The organism is Shewanella zhangzhouensis (assembly GCF_019457615.1).
In the GTDB taxonomy this organism is placed as follows: domain Bacteria; phylum Pseudomonadota; class Gammaproteobacteria; order Enterobacterales; family Shewanellaceae; genus Shewanella; species Shewanella zhangzhouensis.
Genome location: NZ_CP080414.1, coordinates 488491 through 505377 on the forward strand (window position 1 = coordinate 488491; position 16887 = coordinate 505377).

A 16887-nucleotide genomic window follows, 5' to 3' on the forward strand; every position below is an offset into this window, starting at 1 on the left:
ATTACAAAGAGGGATACACATGAAAAAGACCCTGCTGACACTCAGCCTGGCCACGTTGGCGCTGGCTGGTTGCCAATCGACCCAATCCAATCAGGGGGCGGATACAGCGGCGAATGCCAACGCCACCAATAATCAGGATGCCGCCACTGCCAAGCAGCCCTACGCCAAACCCTTGCTGCTGGCACACCCCAGGTACGATGCCAAAACCTTTTTTGATACCACCTCCTACACGGGTTCGAGCATTTCTGCCGACGGCAGCGCCGTGCTGGTGGGGTCGGATGAATCAGGTATTTATAACCTGTATCGCCTTAGCCTGCTCGATGGCAGCAAAACTCAGCTGACCAACTTTGAAGACAGTACTTTCCCGGTGCGCTGGTTCCCAGGGGATGACAGGGTGCTGCTGAGTAAGGACAAGGGCGGTAATGAGCTGAACCACCTGTATGTGCGTGAGCTGGATGGCAGTGTGAAAGACCTGACTCCGGGCGATAACACCCGGGCGAGCTTTGCCGGATTCAGTGGTGATGGCACGGTGTTTTTTGTGCAGACCAATGAGCGCAATCCCAAGTTTATGGATTTGTATCGTTACGATGCCAGGACCTATGAGCGCACCCTGGTTTTTCAAAACGATGAAGGCTATTCACTGGGTGATATAGACCGCAGTGGCCGCTTCGTGGCGCTGAATAAGTCAGTCAGTAACAAGGATATCGACATCTATCTGCTGGACCTTCGAAGCCGCGCCCTCAAACCCGTGATGGTGAGCGAACCGGGACTTGAGGCTGCCGAGGAGGTATTCAGCTTTTCCCACGATGGTCGAACCCTGTATTACGGCAGCGATGCCAAATCCGAGTTCAACGAGGTGTGGGCATATGATATCGCCTCCGGCACCCGTAAACCTATCGCCAGCCGTGATTGGGATGTCAGCTATTACGGTTTTTCGGACAGTGGTCGCTATCAGGCCATGGCGGTGAATGCCGATGCCAGCACCAAGGTCACCATCACAGACACCCAAACCGGCAAGGCGTTGGCCCTGCCACCTTTGCCACCGGGGGATTTCCGTGGCGTAAGTTTTTCCAAAGACGATAAAACCATGGTGTTTTATCTGAATTCAGATATTTCACCGTCTGAGCTGTATGTCTGGCAGATAGGCGAGCCTTCAGTAAAGCGTCTCACCAAGGCACTCAGTCCTGCCATGGACAGCGCCAATCTGGTGCCTTCTGAGGTGGTCAGGTTCAAGAGCTTTGATGGTCTGGAGATCCCAGGTCTCCTGTATAGACCCAAGCTGGCCCACGCCGCCAGTCCGTCCCCTGCGGTTATTTATGTACACGGTGGCCCCGGTGGCCAGAGCCGCAGCGGCTACAATCCGGCCATCCAACATCTGGTCAATCACGGCTACGTGGTCTTTGCCATTAACAACCGCGGCAGCTCGGGTTATGGCAAAACCTTCTTCCATCTGGATGACAAAAAACACGGTGATGGCGACCTGAAGGACATGGTGTGGGGCAAGAAATACCTCCAGAGCCTGGACTGGGTGGATAAGGAGCGTATCGGCATCATGGGTGGCAGCTACGGTGGTTACATGGTTGCCGCCGCGCTCGCCTTTACTCCCGAAGAGTTCAAGGTGGGGATAGATATTTTCGGTGTTACCAACTGGGTGCGTACCCTGAACTCCATCCCGCCCTGGTGGGAGAGTTTCCGTAAGTCGTTGTACGACGAGATGGGCGACCCCGCCACCGATGCCGAGCGGCACAAGGCCATTTCGCCGCTGTTCCATGCCGAAAAAATTGTTCGCCCTCTGATGGTCATTCAGGGCGCCAACGATCCGCGGGTACTGCAGGTGGAAAGCGATGAGTTGGTCGAAAAAGTCCGCGCCAATGGCGTGCCGGTTGAGTATGTGCTGTTCGATGACGAAGGCCACGGCTTTACCAAGAAAGCCAATCGGATCACCGCATCCGAGGCGTACCTCAAGTTTCTGGATACGTACCTGAAACCCTGAGATTAAGGCAATCAAAAAAGGCACTCATTGAGTGCCTTTTTTATTGGATAAGGTCACGACCTTATTTGCTTTTTTTGCCGAGGTTTTCAACCTTGCCGCTGCTGACAACCTGCTTTTTGGCTTGTTTGGCGGCGCGCTTTTCCTTCATGGATTTTTGGGGCTGTTTTTTCTGATCTCTGCTCATGGTGGCTTCCTGCGTTGTTGTGAACGTTTGCCAGGACATTTTTTGTTCGGCAAGAACCAGAATAGAGAATTGAAATTGGCGTGGATAGATTATTTTAAGCTAAGCCAACATTGCTTATATCGACAAATACTAGCTGGTCGTACTGGCAAAATGGGGGCACAAAAAAGCCCCTGAAACAGGGGCTTTGGATGCTGATTATCAGCTGGCGGGAGTAAAGTCACCGGGGAAGTGGCGAATGGTGGTTTCACCTTTGGTCACTGTTACATCCTGCTCATCGGCATGGATGAAGAAAGGCATTTCAACATCGGTTGGCGAGTTGTCGGCTTCCGGATCGTCGTTCTGGGCAACACAGGTGTAGCCCAGTGCGTAATCACCGGTGACCACGAAACCAAACTCGTAGTCATGACCGATTACGGCTTCCTCTGCATTGGTGATTTCGTTTACGCGGGCAACGGCCAGCGGAGCGACCATGGGTTCGGTAACCGTGGGGCTGATATCACTCATGTTGTCCAGCAGAGTTGCGGCGGGGTAGAGGTACACGGCGGGGGCAAACTCGCTGCCACCGGCGGCAGTTTCACAGGCAGCCATCAGCTCGTCGCTGACCTGGCCGCTGATGTTGCCAACTTCGGCGCGGTTTACCAGTTGCACTGAGGTAGGCTTCAGGGTCCAGTAGTCTTTGTTGCCATGGGGCGCCTGGATGCCACGGGCGAGATCAAACTCGGCCACGTAATCGTTGGCACCGGCTGCAATGGTGAAAGACTTGTTGAAGAACAGGCGACCTGTATCGGCTTCATCGGCGCCAACGCCACCACAGCTGCCATTGCTGTTGGTCACCAGACCGTGGTCGTTGCCATCGTTGGTTTTAACGAATGAGCTGGTGGTATCCACAGTTTCACGGTTTTCCATGTAGATACACATCTGGTATTCGCCAACCGGTACCTGAACGCCTTCTACCAGGATTTCGGCCGAGCTGCCCTGAAATGCCAGCAGATCAACCTGTTTGGAGTTGCCGTCGGTGGACACATTGAAAGACTGAGACCCATCGGCGTTTTTCAGCACTACCTGTTTGAAGGCAATGTTGACCTGGGTTGCATCGGCTGGGTTGTCAGATACGCCCAGACTGAAGCTGCCCATCTGAGGTTGTGGATTTGAGTCATTGTCACTGCCACCACAGGCTGCAAGCAACGAGGTCAGGGTGACGGCGATAAGCGTTTTGGTGAGTTTCATGTTGCACCTTTTTGTTATTCAGAGTTCCATTTTTCCCTTTTTTTGAGGTTGTCTTCTTCCATGATCCCCCAGCCCTGAGAGTCAGGGCGTGCCTATCAGGATAAGCAATCATGCGGTAAACGCAATCTTTTGCCCATTAAACCTGAGATGAATTGATGTTAATGAAGTCAGGTATTTCAAGCACCTGATCGCCGAATTGGGCCACCAGGTGTTGATAAATAAACTCGATAAATACCCGGTATCGCCGTGGTAAGTACGCGCTTTGAGGGTAGCTCAGGGTAATTTTCGCCTGATGCATGGGATAGTCCTCCAGAACGGGGACCAGTTTGCCTGAGGCAAGGGCCTCACTGGCGATGAGGGTTGGCACAGTCGCTATGCCCAGCCCCTCGATGGCGGCCTCCCTTGCCAGGGTGACATTGTTGACGGTGAGCTGGGCCACGGGTTCGTATATCTGCCACTGCTTGCCATCAAATATCTTCCAGACGCCGTCGATATGGGCCGATACCAGCCTAATAGCCCTGTGGTGCGCCAAATCGGCCGGTGCCTTTGGTGTGCCAAACTGTGCCAGATACTCGGGGGAGGCCAGCAGCATCTTGTCTGCCTTGACCATGGCATGGCAGGTGAGGCGGGGGTCCTTGGGTTCGGCGATTTGAAACAACATATCGATATCTTCTTCAATCACATCGATCCGGCGATTGGTGAGTTCGGTATTGATTTGGATGTCGGGATATTGCTTCAAAAAGCGGGCGAGAATACTGCCAAGAAACAGCTGGCCCAGCTCTATGGGGCAGACAATCTTCAGCTTGCCGCGGATGTTTTGCTGGCTGGCACTCAGCTGGGTTTCGGCCTGCTGCAGCTCCGACAGCACCCTGCTGACCCTGTGGTAATAGTTGCTGCCGGCTTCGGTTAACTTGAGCGCGCGGGTGGTGCGAAACAGCAGTTGGACGCCGGCGTTTTCTTCCAGCTCGGCAACTTTGCGGCTCACCGTGGCCTTGGTGATCCCCAGTGCGGTGGCTGCGGCGGTAAAACTGCCATGCTCCACCACGGCCGCAAATATCTGCACCCGATTCAAATCCATTATTGTTACACCTGTGAAACAGTGGGTTGAATTTCCACTGACTAATAATATTAAAGAGACAGTTTTACAATAGCAGCCACTGAATAAGGAGTCTATTGTATGAGCAAGTCAAAAGCCCTGGTGCTGTTACCCGTACTGCTGGTGCTGGCCGGTGGTGGCTTTTATCTGTGGCACAGCCTCAGATTTATTGAACACACAGACAATGCCTACGTTGAAGCCGATATTTCCCAATTGAGCGTGAAAGTGCCTGGGCTGGTTGTGCAATCTGAGGTGCAGGACAACCAATATGTCACGGCGGGCACCCTGCTGGCGAAGCTGGATGACAGCGAGTTTCGCGCCAGAGTGCTGCAAAGTGAAGCCAGGCTGGCCAGCGTAGGGGCCGAGCTCGCGACCCTGGAAGCCAAGCTGCTGCTGCAGGCATCTTTGATTGCCCAGGCCAAGGCGGGAGTGCAGGCCAGTGAGGCCGATGTTCGCCGGGTACAGCAACAACTGACACGCGCCACCGAGCTGCGTCGTCGCGATTACAGCTCCCAGGATGATGTTGACCGTCTGACAGCCGAGTTTGATGGCGCTGCCGCCAGACTCGCCGAGTCCCGGGCGTCACTGGCTGCCAGAGAGCAGGAGCTGGGGGTGCTCAAGGCCCAGCGCGAGCAGCTGTTTGCTGCCAGGGCCGAAGCCAATGCGGGGCTGGAGCTGGCCCGGCTTCAATTGCAAGATACCGAAATTCGCGCACCCTTTAACGGCATAGTGGGCAAGCGCGGCGCCTTTGTCGGCCAATATGTGCAGCCGGGACAGGCGCTTTTCAGTTTGGTACCGGACGGAACTGTGTGGATTACGGCGAACTTTAAAGAGACCCAAATCCAGGCCATGGTTCCGGGCCAGCCGGTGGCAGTGTCACTCGACGCGTTTCCCGACCATGATTTCCATGGAGTCATCGACAGCCTGTCACCGGCTTCCGGCGCCAAATTCAGCTTATTGCCCGCCGAAAATGCCACTGGCAATTTCACAAAAATTGTACAGCGCATTCCCGTCCGTATCCGCCTTGAGCTGCCACCCGGAGAGCAAAAGGTAGTACCGGGGCTCAGCGCTGTGGTGTCTGTGGATACGGCCGCTACGCCTGAGCTGACAGTGACCGCCGGTCGCTGAGGGGACGGGCATGAGTGCGAGTATTGCGTTGCCGCAAACCGAGGTGGATTACGGTGTAGGCAGTCGCCGCGCCTGGATTGCCGTGATGGGGGGGCTTATCGGCGCCTTTATGGCGATTCTGGATATCCAGATCACCAATGCTTCCATGAAGGAGATCCAGGGCAGTCTGGGGGCGACCCTTGAAGAAGGTTCCTGGATTTCGACCGCTTATCTGGTTGCTGAAATGATTGCCATCCCCCTGTCGGGGTGGCTCAGTACCGGTTTGTCGGTGCGCCGTTACCTGCTGTGGAGTACCACCGCCTTTATTATCAGCTCACTGCTGTGTTCCATGGCATGGGACCTGAACTCGCTGATTGCGTTTCGTGCCCTGCAGGGATTTTTTGGCGGCGCCCTGATCCCGCTGGCGTTTCGTCTGATTGTGGAATGCCTGCCCTTTGAGAAGCGTGCCATGGGGATGGCGCTCTTTGGCGTCACGGCCACCTTTGCGCCCTCCATCGGGCCTACTCTGGGTGGCTGGCTGACCGAGCATTTCAGCTGGCATTTTCTGTTTTATATCAATGTACCGCCCGGACTCCTGGTGCTGTGGATGCTGGCGTATGGCCTGCAAAAAGGCCCCATCGACTGGGCAAAGCTTGGCAAGGTGAGCTGGGGTGGCATCGCCACCATGGCGCTCGGGCTTGGCTGCCTTGAGGTGGTGCTGGAAGAGGGGAACCGCAAAGACTGGCTCGGCTCCGACTTTATCCGTGATTTGGCCATCATAGCCGCCGTCAACCTGGTGCTGTTTGTCTATTTGCAGCTGAGGAGCCGCAACCCGCTGGTGAACCTGCGTCTGCTGGCCCACAGGGACTTTGCGCTGTCGTCACTGTCGTATTTTTTGTTGGGGCTGGGGTTGTTTGGCGCCATTTACCTGATCCCGCTTTACCTGTCGCAGATCCATAACTATTCGGCGCTGGAAATCGGCAAGGTCATCATGTGGATGGGGTTTCCGCAGCTTTTGGTGCTGCCTCTGGTGCCAAAACTGACCCAAAAGCTGGATCCCCGTTATCTGGCGGCCTGGGGCTTTTTGTTGTTTGCCCTGAGTTACTATCTCAATGCCCATATGACGGCTCAGTATGCCGGTGAGCAGATGATTCTGGCGCAAATCGTCAGGGCGCTCGGGCAGCCATTCGTGTTGGTGCCCATTGGTATGATAGCGACCATGCATTTGCGTCAGGAAGATACCCCAAGCGCCTCTACGCTACTGAATCTTATCCGTAACCTCGGTGGTGCCTGTGGTATTGCGCTGGTGGCAACCATGCTGGATAACCGCTTCCGCCAGCATCTGGCCTATTTGAAAGAGTCGCTGCCCGCGGTCAGTCAACAAGCGCACTCCTACCTGCAACAGCAGGCAAGCAGCCTGTTTGCGGCAGGGGCCGATCCCATGGCAGCCGATTCGATGGCCCGCAAGATGCTGTCTGATACCCTGGTGCGGGAAGCCTACATGCAGGCCTATAACGATGTGTTTTTTGCCATAGGGGGCCTGCTGCTGGTGGCCGTAGTAGCCGTATTGCTTATCAGACCTTCCTCTCAGGCCGGGAATGGCAGCGGTGCCGGGCACTGAGGCAAGGCGTTTGTGGGGCGAGGCGTCTTGGTTGGCAGCAGCGGGATGGCGTCTAATCCTCCAAAGCGGGGCTGCAAGGGGCCGATGGCGGTGATAGACTGACCGCGGTCAATTACCCGGAGGCCCCTATGATCCGCTGGCAAACACAGGCTTTTTCCGACCTCGATGCCCTGACGTTGTACCGTTTATTGAAGCTCAGAGTGGATATTTTTGTTGTAGAGCAGCATTGCCCCTATCCCGAACTCGACGACAAAGATTTGCATCCGCAGGCGATGCATCTGCTGGGTTGGCAGCAGGATTCGCTGGTCGCCTATGCGCGCATATTGCCGCCGGGACTCAGTTACCCTGAAGCCAGTATCGGCCGGGTCGCTGTTTCCGAAGCGGTGCGCGGTGGTGGCATGGCCAGAGCGTTAATGAACAAAGCCATTGAACATGCCCTGCAAACATGGCCTGACGCCGGCATTCAAATCGGGGCGCAGGAATACCTGCAGGGTTTTTATTCCTCACTTGGTTTTACACCAGCCTCCGACGTTTACCTTGAAGATGGGATCCCCCATCTGGATATGCGCTTTCATCAAAGGACATGAGAAGATGACAAACTATGTGATTAACCGTCGCCAACTGGTGTGTGTGGCGAGCTTTTTAGCGTTTCCCGGTAAAGAAGAAGCCCTGATTGAGGCCCTGGGTGCGCTTATTCCCGATACCCGCCGGGAAGTGGGTTGCATCCGATACGAGCTGAACCAGAGCCGCGACGAGCCAGGGCGCATTACCTTTATCGAAAAGTTCGTGGATGTGGAGGCGTTCGACAGCCACTGTGCCAAGGATGCCATTCAGCACTATTTTCATCAGCAGATGCCCGAACTGGTGGAGTCTTTCAAGGTAGAAACCTACCACGAGATCATTGTCTGAGTCGGTTGATATTTGGCAGCAGGCAGCAGTAACACAGACGTTAAAAAGCCCCTGAGAGGGGCTTTTTTAATGCTGAAAACCGGCGGTAGTTATCTTTTATTGGCCGCGCAGCACTATTTGCGGATTGGTATCCAATTCGCCATCGGCAGTCAGGGCTGCCAACTCTTGATCCTGCGCTATCACCGCCAGCGGTCCCCTTGGCATGCTGCGCACAAACAACAACCTGTATCCCCAGGCCTGTAAGCGGTAAAAACTCATTTTTTGTTCGGCAGTCATGATATTCCAATGCTGCTGAAACGTTGGGGCGCTCCCTCGCCTGTCTTGCTCCACCAATGCGGTTTGATTCATCATGACTCGCCTTTTTAGGTGAAAACTGGCACAGTTGCCGCGCATTTTAACAGCAGTTGTATGGTTAAAATTTGCGCTGGCGCATATTTGTAAGCATTTCTTATGACTGAATAGTCAAAGGTTCCTGTTCATGCTCAATTACATAGCTCCGGTATTTCGTCCTCCCTCTGAATGGCAATCGCTGATCCTGCAGGTGACAAACGGCTGCAGTTATAACCGCTGCCGTTTTTGCGACATGTACACCGCTGAACAAAAGCGTTTCCGTGCCTTTAAAGAAGACAAAATTGAAGCTGACCTGAAACAGGCCGCCGCATCAGGTGTGCCCATAAGACGGGTGTTTCTGGCCGATGGTGACGCCATGACACTGCCATTTGCCCGCCTGGAAGCCATTTTGCTGCTTATCCACAAATACCTGCCCGATGTGAGCCGGATTAGCAGCTATTGCCTGCCAAGAAACCTCAGCAACAAGTCGGTGGAGCAACTTGTCCGCCTCAGAGAGCTGGGGCTCAGCCTCATGTATGTGGGCTGCGAGAGTGGCGATGATGAAGTACTGGCCCGAGTCGAGAAGGGTGAAACCTTTGCATCCTCCCTGGCGGCACTGGAGAAAATACGCGCGGCCGGGATGAAGTCCTCGGTGATGATTCTAACCGGCCTTGGTGGCATACATTTGTCACAGCAACATGCCATGAATTCTGCCCGGCTGATGAATGCCGCCCAGCCGGACTATTTGAGTACCCTGGTGGTTACGCTGCCCCTGGGCAAGGCACGCATGGATGAAGGCTTTGACAAGGACTTCCGCTTGCCGGAACAGCGAGGGTTGCTGGAAGAAATGCATACCCTGCTGACGCACCTTGAGTTGTCGCAGACAGTGTTTCGCTCGGATCATGCGTCGAATTATCTGGTGCTCAAGGGTGTTCTGGGGCGGGACAAAGACAAGTTGTTGTCGCAGGTGCGTTTGGCGCTGGACTCGCCGGGCGCCGTGCCGCTGAGGCAGGAATGGCAGCGGGGACTGTGAGGCGCTCGTGGAGCGCCTCCGGCCTGTTTATTCACCGATAAGGTGGGCTTCCCGGCTCAAAGACGGGATCTTGATGGCAGCGGCTTTCAGCGCCCCGTGAATAGCCTGATGGGTGATGTATTTGTCCTGAAAATAGCTCTGGGTGGGCAGCCAGTATCTGAGGCCAATTTCAATACCCAGATTGTTAAACCCGTTAATCCCCACCTGGGGAGGCTGCTCGGCATGAAGCTTTCCGCTGCCAAGCAGCGCCTTGTTGACCAAGGCGATAACGGCATCGGCATCCTGGTCATAACAGATGTTGAATTGGCTTTCTACCAGCTTGTATTCAAAGGAGTTATGCAGGATTTCTCCCACTATGTGCTTGTTGGGAATGCTGATCTGTTCGCCTTCTTCATTGGTGAGAATTGTCATGCCAAGCATTATGTCTTTCACCACCCCGGTCACCCCGCGCACACTGATGGTGTTACCCACGGCAAAGGGGCGGGTCACTATGATGGTGATGCCGGCGGCATAGTTTGACAGCATCCCCTGAATGGCCAGACCGGCACCGAGTGAGGCTGCGCCTATGGCCGCCACCATGGGGGTGACGCTGATCCCAAGCTTACCCAAAGCGACTATGGCCACCATGATGATAATCAGAATGCGTACCAGGTGGGTGACGAAGCTGGCGAGGGTGATATCGACCCGGTACTTTTCCAGTTGTTTGTTGACCATGCCGGCGACCTTGGCCGCAAGCCAAAGGCCGAGCAAAAAGATAAGCAGGGCACCAATCAGCTGAAAACTGTATTGCACCAAAAACTCGGTGATGAGGTCATAGACGTTTTGCAGCTGAGCCAATTCCTGTTGCAGTCCCTGCTCCAGACCTGTGTTATTCATATTTCCTCCGCAGCTTCCTTCATTTGCCGATGAATTCACCCTGAGGTATCAACATCTGCTTCAAATATCCTGACATTTTGCCTGTTGGCGATGGGAAAGAGAATGCCTGTGTGGCGGCTGGAGAAGGAGGCTGACTTCTCCTCAGCCCAGTTTCAGACTCAGCATGCTGATGGCACCCATGGTCAACTGGTTGTTGAACAGAGTTCTGGGTTCATCCGGGTAGCCTGTGCCCAAAAGGTAAAACAATGGCCTTAAGTGCTCGTCCGTGGGATGGCAGAGTCTGGCGGTATCGGCATTGACCAGACTGGTGTAATCCAATACGGCGTCATCGGCCTTATCCAGCAGCCGTTGGCCTATTGCTTCGTTGAACGCTGATGCCCAGGGATAAGTACCGTCGCCGGGAACCAGCGCCCGCAGGTTATGCACAGTATTACCCGAGCCGATAATCAGCACGCCTTGCTCCCTCAACGTCCGTAATGCCCGTCCTGTGCCATACTCTTGTTCTGGCGTGAGTTGCATGTCCAGGCTCAGCTGCAATACCGGAATATCTGCCTCGGGGTACAGATGAACCAAGAGTGACCAGGCGCCGTGGTCCAAACCACGCGAGTGATCCAGGCGACTGTTGGGTAACAGTGCTGCGATTTGCGCCGCCAGCTCAGGCGCCCCCGGCGCTGGATACTGCATGGCATAAAGGGCATCGGGAAAACCGCCGAAGTCGTGGATAGTGTCGGGCTGGGTAGCGGCCGAAACCAAAGTGCCACGGGTGTTCCAGTGGGCCGATATCATCAATATGGCCCTGGGTCTGGGCAGGGTTTGCCCAAGCTTGCGCCAGCTTTGGCTGATGGGAGTATGTTCGAGCGCATTCATTGGGCTGCCGTGGCCAAGAAAAAGGGCAGGCATGGGTAAGGTTGACATTGGGACTCCATTGGTTGATTTGTCGGTCCAGCATAGTCCGACACATCCATCAGGAAAATTGCAAAATTCTCGTCAAATCTGCTCAGAAAATCGAACAGTAAAAGAGATAGGTAAACTGATACTCAAGCTACTGATTAAATTGGTAAAAAATTGCAGTCATTGAAGTGGAAAATGAGTGGAATAAAAATTTGCTTTTATGGCATAAAAATTCGTTGCATCTTCAGCGAAAATAGCGTCTACTTCGCACGTTTTTTACCATCACATTGATGCCATCCACTCGGGCTAAGTACAGGAGAACCAAGGCCAATGAGCCAGTTTCAATCTATTGACGTTGCTGATTTTTACGATAGTGAAACCTTTGCACGAATTCAGGAATTCGCCAAAGACAAGGCAACCCCTTTTGTGGTGATTGATACCAATATCATCGCGAAGCAATACGATGACATGGTGACCAACTTCCCGTTTGCCAACGTTTATTATGCAGTTAAGGCCAATCCCGCCAAGGAGATCCTGACCCTGCTGAAAGACAAAGGCTCCAACTTTGATATCGCATCTATCTATGAGCTGGATATGGTGATGGCAGTCGGTGTGACTGCGGATCGCGTCAGCTTTGGCAACACCATCAAAAAACGCAAAGATGTCCGTGCTTTTTATGAGCGTGGCGTGCGTTTGTTTGCATCTGACTCTGAAGCCGACTTGCGCATGATTGCCGAAGAAGCCCCGGGCTCCAAAGTGTATGTGCGGATCCTGACGGAAGGTTCGCAAACCGCTGACTGGCCGTTGTCACGCAAGTTCGGTTGCCAGAATGAAATGGCCTATGAGCTGCTGGCGCTGGCAAAAGAGCTGGGTCTGGATCCTTACGGCATATCCTTCCACGTGGGTTCTCAGCAGCGCGATATCGGCGCCTGGGATGCCGCCATCGGTAAGGTGAAGGTACTGTTCGATCGTCTGCGTGAAGATCACGGTATTGTGCTTAAGATGATTAACATGGGTGGCGGTTTCCCGGCCAACTACATCGACAAGACCAATCAACTCGGTGTTTACGCTCAGCAAATCAAGCACTTCCTTAAGGAAGACTTTGGTGATGAGCTGCCTGAAATCATTCTGGAACCCGGTCGCTCACTGATTTCCAACGCCGGCGTGCTGATTTCTGAAGTGGTACTTATCAGCCGTAAATCTCACACAGCGCTTGAGCGTTGGGTATACACAGATGTGGGTAAATTCTCAGGTTTGATTGAGACCATGGATGAGGCCATCAAATACCCCATCTTCACCGAAAAGAAGGGTGAGCTGGACAAGTGTGTGATTGCCGGACCAACCTGCGACAGTGCCGACATCATGTATGAGCACTATGCCTATGGTTTGCCATCGGATCTCGCCATCGGTGACCGCCTGTACTGGTTGACCGCCGGTGCCTATACCACCACTTACTCAGCAGTGTGCTTCAACGGTTTCCCGCCGCTCAAGGATTACTACCTGTAATCGGCGTTTCAGGGATAACGGTAACGTAAAAATAAAGGGTGCCATTCAGGCACCCTTTATTTTTGAAGCAAGCTGGCAGTGTGACATCAGTTGTCGTATGACTTGAGGATCTGTTGCAGTTCCTCTTTCAAGTGCAGCTTCTTTTGCTTCAAAACTTTTAATTCTGGGGTGGCATCACTGGAAAGATGTTTTTCCAACTCCTTTACTTCTTTATCCAGCTCATTGTGCTCGTTGAATATTTTTAAAAAATGCGCATCTTCGGTTTTTAATCTGGTAATCAGATCCCGGTATTCTGGAAACATCTATTCTTCCCTCTGCTGTGCGTTTTCTCCTGGGTTCAAATCAACCCTACGCCCAGTTGCATGGGATAAAAGTGATCCGGATCACTAAGTCGATACACATATTTTATCTATTTGATTTTTATTTAAATTATCTTGTTTCACATTGCAGGTCCAAGTCCTGATTTGTCTTGCTGTTAATCCGTCATTCGGGCCATGGCGTATCACCCCACGGCTGCTATCTTAATAGTCAGTAAGCGTGCTTCGCGGGCTGAAAAGTGGCCGGGACAAGGCTTAAGCGTCTCAACGCGGTATTCGTAACCGTATTGGTAATTGGATTACGTTTTTTGCCATAAAGCTTGGCGGAAAATTCGTGATCCAGTTAACCTTATCCGCTTCGATACTAGGTTAAAGTCGAAGCTATTAGAATTTTATTATCAAAAATGAAAGGGGTTTTCACCATGGCTGATGTATTTCACCTGGGTTTAACAAAAAACATGTTGGATGGTGCCACGCTGGCGATTGTGCCTGGCGACCCAGAGCGTGTGAAACGTATTGCCGAATTGATGGATAAGCCAACCTTCCTGGCCAGCCATCGTGAATTTACCAGTTACCTGGCGTATCTGGATGGCAAGCCTGTTGTGGTTTGTTCAACCGGTATCGGTGGTCCTTCCACCTCTATCGCTGTGGAAGAGCTGGCGCAGCTGGGTATCAACACTTTCCTGCGTGTAGGCACCACAGGTGCGATCCAGCCCCATGTGAACGTAGGTGACCTGATTGTGACCCAGGCGTCAGTGCGTCTGGATGGTGCCAGCCTACACTTTGCCCCGATGGAGTTCCCGGCGGTAGCCAACTTTGAGTGTACCACTGCCATGGTGGCGGCTTGCCGTGATGCCGGCGTTGAGCCCCATGTTGGTGTGACCGCTTCCAGTGATACCTTCTATCCCGGTCAGGAGCGTTACGACACAGTATCAGGTCGCGTGACCCGCCGTTTCGAAGGTTCCATGAAAGAGTGGCAGGAAATGGGCGTGCTGAACTATGAAATGGAGTCGGCGACCCTGTTTACCATGTGTGCTTCCCAGGGCTGGCGCGCTGCCTGCGTGGCGGGTGTGATTGTAAACCGTACTCAGCAGGAAATTCCTGATGAGGCGACCATGAAAAATACCGAAGTCAGCGCTGTGTCTGTGGTGGTCGCTGCAGCCCGCAAACTCTTGGCTTGATGGTCAATGAATAAAAAAGGCGCCCCGGGGCGCCTTTTTTATGGGTGGTCCAGCTTATCAGAAATGGTACTGGGCGATGATGGAATAGGTGCTCTGGTCTACACCGTCCACACCGTATTTGTTTTTCCAGTAGTCGTATTCGATACCGACCAGCAAATGGTCTTTCCTGGCATCACCAAAGAGAGTGGCGCCCAGGTCGTATTTGATTTGCGGGTTGAAGTGGAAGTTTTCTTCATAGCCGTCTTCATCGGCGACAAATACCCAATCGATAAAGCCATCGAGGACGATTTTGCTGCGGCCGGCCGGAATATCAATCCGGAATACCGGGGTCAACTGCCAACCATCGCTGATATTGGCACTGTTTTGTGCGTCGCGGCGGTAAGTGTTGAGCTGGAAATAGGTGAAAAACGGCAGTTTAAAATCCATACCCACGCCATAGAGCAGGGTCTCCACCGGGCCTTCGCCTTCTTCCAGGGTCAGCGCCAGTGACATATCGGTTACCGGGCCAAAGCCGACGGACTTACCGAGGATTTTACCGGCACTGAAGCGAGTGGATATTTCACCGTAGGTGGTGCTGTCCTTACCGCCATTGTGGCCGTTAAAGTTAATAAAGTCCTGAAACGCAAACCAATCACCGTACTTCCAGCCGCCGGCGGTTTCCAGGGTGATAGTGGTTTGTTCATCAGAAGGGGCTAAATCGTAATTGGTGCCATAGAGTGCGGTGACGCTGGCGTCCCACCACTGAACCAATTCGTTGCTGTACGCCTGGGGCGACAGCAGCAGGGCAAGACACAGACAGGTTTTTTTCATTATTCATTTCCCTTGGGTAGAGGCAGATGCAGATTGCATTCGCCCGGCATATATGAGTGCCTGATGGCCTCCGGCATTTTTGTGTCCGGTCCGGGTCGAAAAGCCAAGGCAATATAGGGAAAAAGTCCTTCGGGCTCAAACCCTTTTTTCACCGCGAAGGTCGGCCGTTTTTTCTCCATTTTATTTAACAAAATTATTATCTTATAAGCGATTTCGTGGTGTTTTTTTACGCATGGCTTTTGGTAGAGCTCGGGATAAACTCTTGATTTTGTGACCTTGCTCCCTCCAGTGTCCCATTTTATCCACCAACAAAAAGTCTCAGTTGACATAATATGTCGCATTGCAACAAATCTGCTGTTATAGTCGGCACAAGGATGCTCTGCATTGGAGGGGGAGATGGAGTTTTCTAATCCGGTACTGATATGGGCGGGTATTGGCGTAGTGCTGATGCTGGCCGAAGTCATAGTGCCAGGTGGCATAGTGATACTGCTCGGGGCTGCGTGCTTGGTGGTTTCGGGGGCGTTGGGACTGGGCCTGGTGGACGGTTTCATCCAGAGCATGACGCTGTGGTTTATCGCGTCCATGGTATTGCTGCTTGGCTTTCGTCATATTACCCAGCGTCTGGTGGGGGGAGACTCCCATGTGGACAACACAGATGAGGCGCTGGACATCTATAACCAGACTGCGCTGGTCAAGGCCGACATAGGGCCGGGTGAAAAGGCCGGCAGGGTGGAGTTTCAGGGAGCCGATTGGCCTGCACTGGGGGATGGCACTCTTATCCCCAGTGGCACCCAGGTACGGGTGATCTGCAGGGAAAACATTTCTTTGATTGTTGAGGCGCTTCCTGCGCAGCACAATGTCTGATTTTGCAAGGAGGGAACCATGTTGCTGTTAACCATAGCTTTTCTTTTTATTCTTTTCATTTTGTATAAGTTGATGCTGATAGTTCAAATGCGGGAAGTGGCCGTGATTGAGCGTCTCGGTAAATTTCGCACCGTGCTGGAGCCCGGGTTTCACTTCCTGATCCCCTTTGTCGATCGGGTGGCCTACCGCCATGACACCCGTGAGCAGGTGCTGGATGTACCTGCCCAAAGCTGTATCTCCAAGGACAACACCCAGCTGGAGGTGGATGGCCTGGTGTATCTCAAGGTGATGGACGGCAAGCTGGCGAGCTACGGTATCGAAGACTATCGCCTCGCTGCAGTAAACCTGGCTCAAACCACCATGAGATCGGAAATAGGTAAGCTCACCCTGAGCGAAACCTTTTCTGAGCGTGACCGTCTGAACGAGTCCATAGTGCGCGAAATCGATAAGGCCTCTGAGCCTTGGGGCATCAAGGTACTGCGTTACGAGATTAAAAACATTACTCCTTCGAGGCATGTGATCCACACCCTGGAGAAACAGATGGAAGCCGAGCGTCGCAAGCGGGCCGAGATTACCCTGGCCAACGCCGAAAAGGCGGCGATGATCAATCTCTCCGAAGGGGAGCGCCAGGAAGCCATCAACCTCTCAGAAGGGGAAAAGCAGAAGCGTATCAACGAGGCTAAAGGCACCGCGGCTGAAATCGCCATCATCGCCCGTGCCAAGGCCGAAGGCATGGGCATGGTATCCAGTGCGCTGGCGGTTCAGGGCGGAACCGAAGCCATGAACATGCAGCTCAAAGAGCAGTTCATCAAACAGATAGGCGAAGTGATGAAAAATGCCGAAGTCTCTGTGGTGCCGGCGGAGCTGGCGAAAATGGAAGGCTTTTTCGAAGGCATGGATAAAGTCAGCCACGCGCTGAATGGCAAGGTATAAGGAGGACCA

18 protein-coding genes are annotated in these 16887 nt (G+C 53.3%); 11 read left to right on the top strand and 7 right to left on the bottom strand.

Annotated features, from left to right (window positions below; all coding sequences use genetic code 11):
• The first annotated feature begins 19 nt into the window (after positions 1 to 19).
• Complete coding sequence (locus K0H63_RS02135; RefSeq protein WP_220066509.1) at positions 20 to 1993, top strand: alpha/beta hydrolase family protein; 1974 nt, start codon at positions 20 to 22, stop codon at positions 1991 to 1993.
• Between the two features lie 31 nt (positions 1994 to 2024).
• Positions 2025 to 2351, top strand: coding sequence for a hypothetical protein (locus K0H63_RS02140; protein WP_220066510.1), 327 nt, complete (start codon positions 2025 to 2027; stop codon positions 2349 to 2351).
• A gap of 24 nt (positions 2352 to 2375) precedes the next feature.
• On the opposite strand, the gene K0H63_RS02145 is transcribed toward K0H63_RS02140, so the two are convergent.
• Positions 2376 to 3404, bottom strand: coding sequence for a DUF4382 domain-containing protein (locus tag K0H63_RS02145; RefSeq protein WP_220066511.1), 1029 nt, complete (start codon positions 3402 to 3404; stop codon positions 2376 to 2378).
• A 136-nt stretch (positions 3405 to 3540) separates the two neighbouring features.
• Positions 3541 to 4482, bottom strand: a complete 942-nt coding sequence (locus tag K0H63_RS02150) for a LysR family transcriptional regulator (RefSeq protein ID WP_220066512.1) — start codon at positions 4480 to 4482, stop codon at positions 3541 to 3543.
• 99 nt (positions 4483 to 4581) lie between these two features.
• Between K0H63_RS02150 and K0H63_RS02155 the strand changes: the two genes are divergently transcribed.
• The 4 genes from K0H63_RS02155 to K0H63_RS02170 all read left to right on the top strand — a co-directional run bounded on the left by K0H63_RS02155 (position 4582) and on the right by K0H63_RS02170 (position 8137).
• Positions 4582 to 5628, top strand: coding sequence for an HlyD family secretion protein (locus K0H63_RS02155; protein ID WP_220066513.1), 1047 nt, complete (start codon positions 4582 to 4584; stop codon positions 5626 to 5628).
• A gap of 10 nt (positions 5629 to 5638) precedes the next feature.
• Positions 5639 to 7228, top strand: a complete 1590-nt coding sequence (locus tag K0H63_RS02160; protein WP_220066514.1) for a DHA2 family efflux MFS transporter permease subunit — start codon at positions 5639 to 5641, stop codon at positions 7226 to 7228.
• 128 nt (positions 7229 to 7356) lie between these two features.
• Positions 7357 to 7815, top strand: coding sequence for a GNAT family N-acetyltransferase (locus K0H63_RS02165; protein ID WP_220066515.1), 459 nt, complete (start codon positions 7357 to 7359; stop codon positions 7813 to 7815).
• 4 nt (positions 7816 to 7819) lie between these two features.
• Entirely contained in the window at positions 7820 to 8137 is a 318-nt protein-coding gene (locus tag K0H63_RS02170; RefSeq protein WP_220066516.1) for a putative quinol monooxygenase, read from the top strand.
• A 96-nt stretch (positions 8138 to 8233) separates the two neighbouring features.
• Here the strand turns inward: K0H63_RS02170 and K0H63_RS02175 are convergent, their stop codons facing one another.
• The gene (locus tag K0H63_RS02175; RefSeq protein WP_258405636.1) at positions 8234 to 8413 is read right to left on the bottom strand and encodes a hypothetical protein; all 180 of its coding nucleotides are present in this window, start codon (positions 8411 to 8413) and stop codon (positions 8234 to 8236) included.
• Between the two features lie 202 nt (positions 8414 to 8615).
• Between K0H63_RS02175 and K0H63_RS02180 the strand changes: the two genes are divergently transcribed.
• Entirely contained in the window at positions 8616 to 9500 is an 885-nt protein-coding gene (locus tag K0H63_RS02180; protein ID WP_220066518.1) for a radical SAM protein, read from the top strand.
• A 27-nt stretch (positions 9501 to 9527) separates the two neighbouring features.
• Here K0H63_RS02180 and K0H63_RS02185 read toward each other — a convergent pair whose 3' ends face one another.
• Positions 9528 to 10376, bottom strand: a complete 849-nt coding sequence (locus K0H63_RS02185; protein WP_220066519.1) for a mechanosensitive ion channel family protein — start codon at positions 10374 to 10376, stop codon at positions 9528 to 9530.
• Between the two features lie 141 nt (positions 10377 to 10517).
• Positions 10518 to 11291 carry a 4,5-DOPA-extradiol-dioxygenase gene (gene ygiD / locus K0H63_RS02190; protein ID WP_220066520.1) on the bottom strand — a complete coding sequence of 258 codons (774 nt, stop codon included), beginning with the start codon at positions 11289 to 11291 and terminating at the stop codon, positions 10518 to 10520.
• A 306-nt stretch (positions 11292 to 11597) separates the two neighbouring features.
• Between ygiD and K0H63_RS02195 the strand changes: the two genes are divergently transcribed.
• Positions 11598 to 12773, top strand: a complete 1176-nt coding sequence (locus K0H63_RS02195) for a type III PLP-dependent enzyme (RefSeq protein WP_220066521.1) — start codon at positions 11598 to 11600, stop codon at positions 12771 to 12773.
• 86 nt (positions 12774 to 12859) lie between these two features.
• Here the strand turns inward: K0H63_RS02195 and K0H63_RS02200 are convergent, their stop codons facing one another.
• Positions 12860 to 13075 (bottom strand): HP1242/YdcH family protein, encoded by a 216-nt coding sequence (locus tag K0H63_RS02200; RefSeq protein WP_011758531.1) that lies wholly within the window; start codon positions 13073 to 13075, stop codon positions 12860 to 12862.
• A 437-nt stretch (positions 13076 to 13512) separates the two neighbouring features.
• Between K0H63_RS02200 and udp the strand changes: the two genes are divergently transcribed.
• The gene (udp, locus tag K0H63_RS02205) at positions 13513 to 14271 is read left to right on the top strand and encodes a uridine phosphorylase (RefSeq protein WP_011758532.1); all 759 of its coding nucleotides are present in this window, start codon (positions 13513 to 13515) and stop codon (positions 14269 to 14271) included.
• Between the two features lie 57 nt (positions 14272 to 14328).
• On the opposite strand, the gene K0H63_RS02210 is transcribed toward udp, so the two are convergent.
• Entirely contained in the window at positions 14329 to 15081 is a 753-nt protein-coding gene (locus tag K0H63_RS02210; RefSeq protein ID WP_011758533.1) for an outer membrane protein OmpK, read from the bottom strand.
• A gap of 396 nt (positions 15082 to 15477) precedes the next feature.
• On the opposite strand from K0H63_RS02210, the gene K0H63_RS02220 reads away from it, so the two are divergent.
• The gene (locus K0H63_RS02220; RefSeq protein WP_220066522.1) at positions 15478 to 15945 is read left to right on the top strand and encodes an NfeD family protein; all 468 of its coding nucleotides are present in this window, start codon (positions 15478 to 15480) and stop codon (positions 15943 to 15945) included.
• 18 nt (positions 15946 to 15963) lie between these two features.
• On the top strand, positions 15964 to 16878 hold the full coding sequence (locus K0H63_RS02225) for an SPFH domain-containing protein (RefSeq protein WP_220066523.1): 915 nt from the start codon (positions 15964 to 15966) through the stop codon (positions 16876 to 16878).
• Positions 16879 to 16887: the final 9 nt, after the last annotated feature.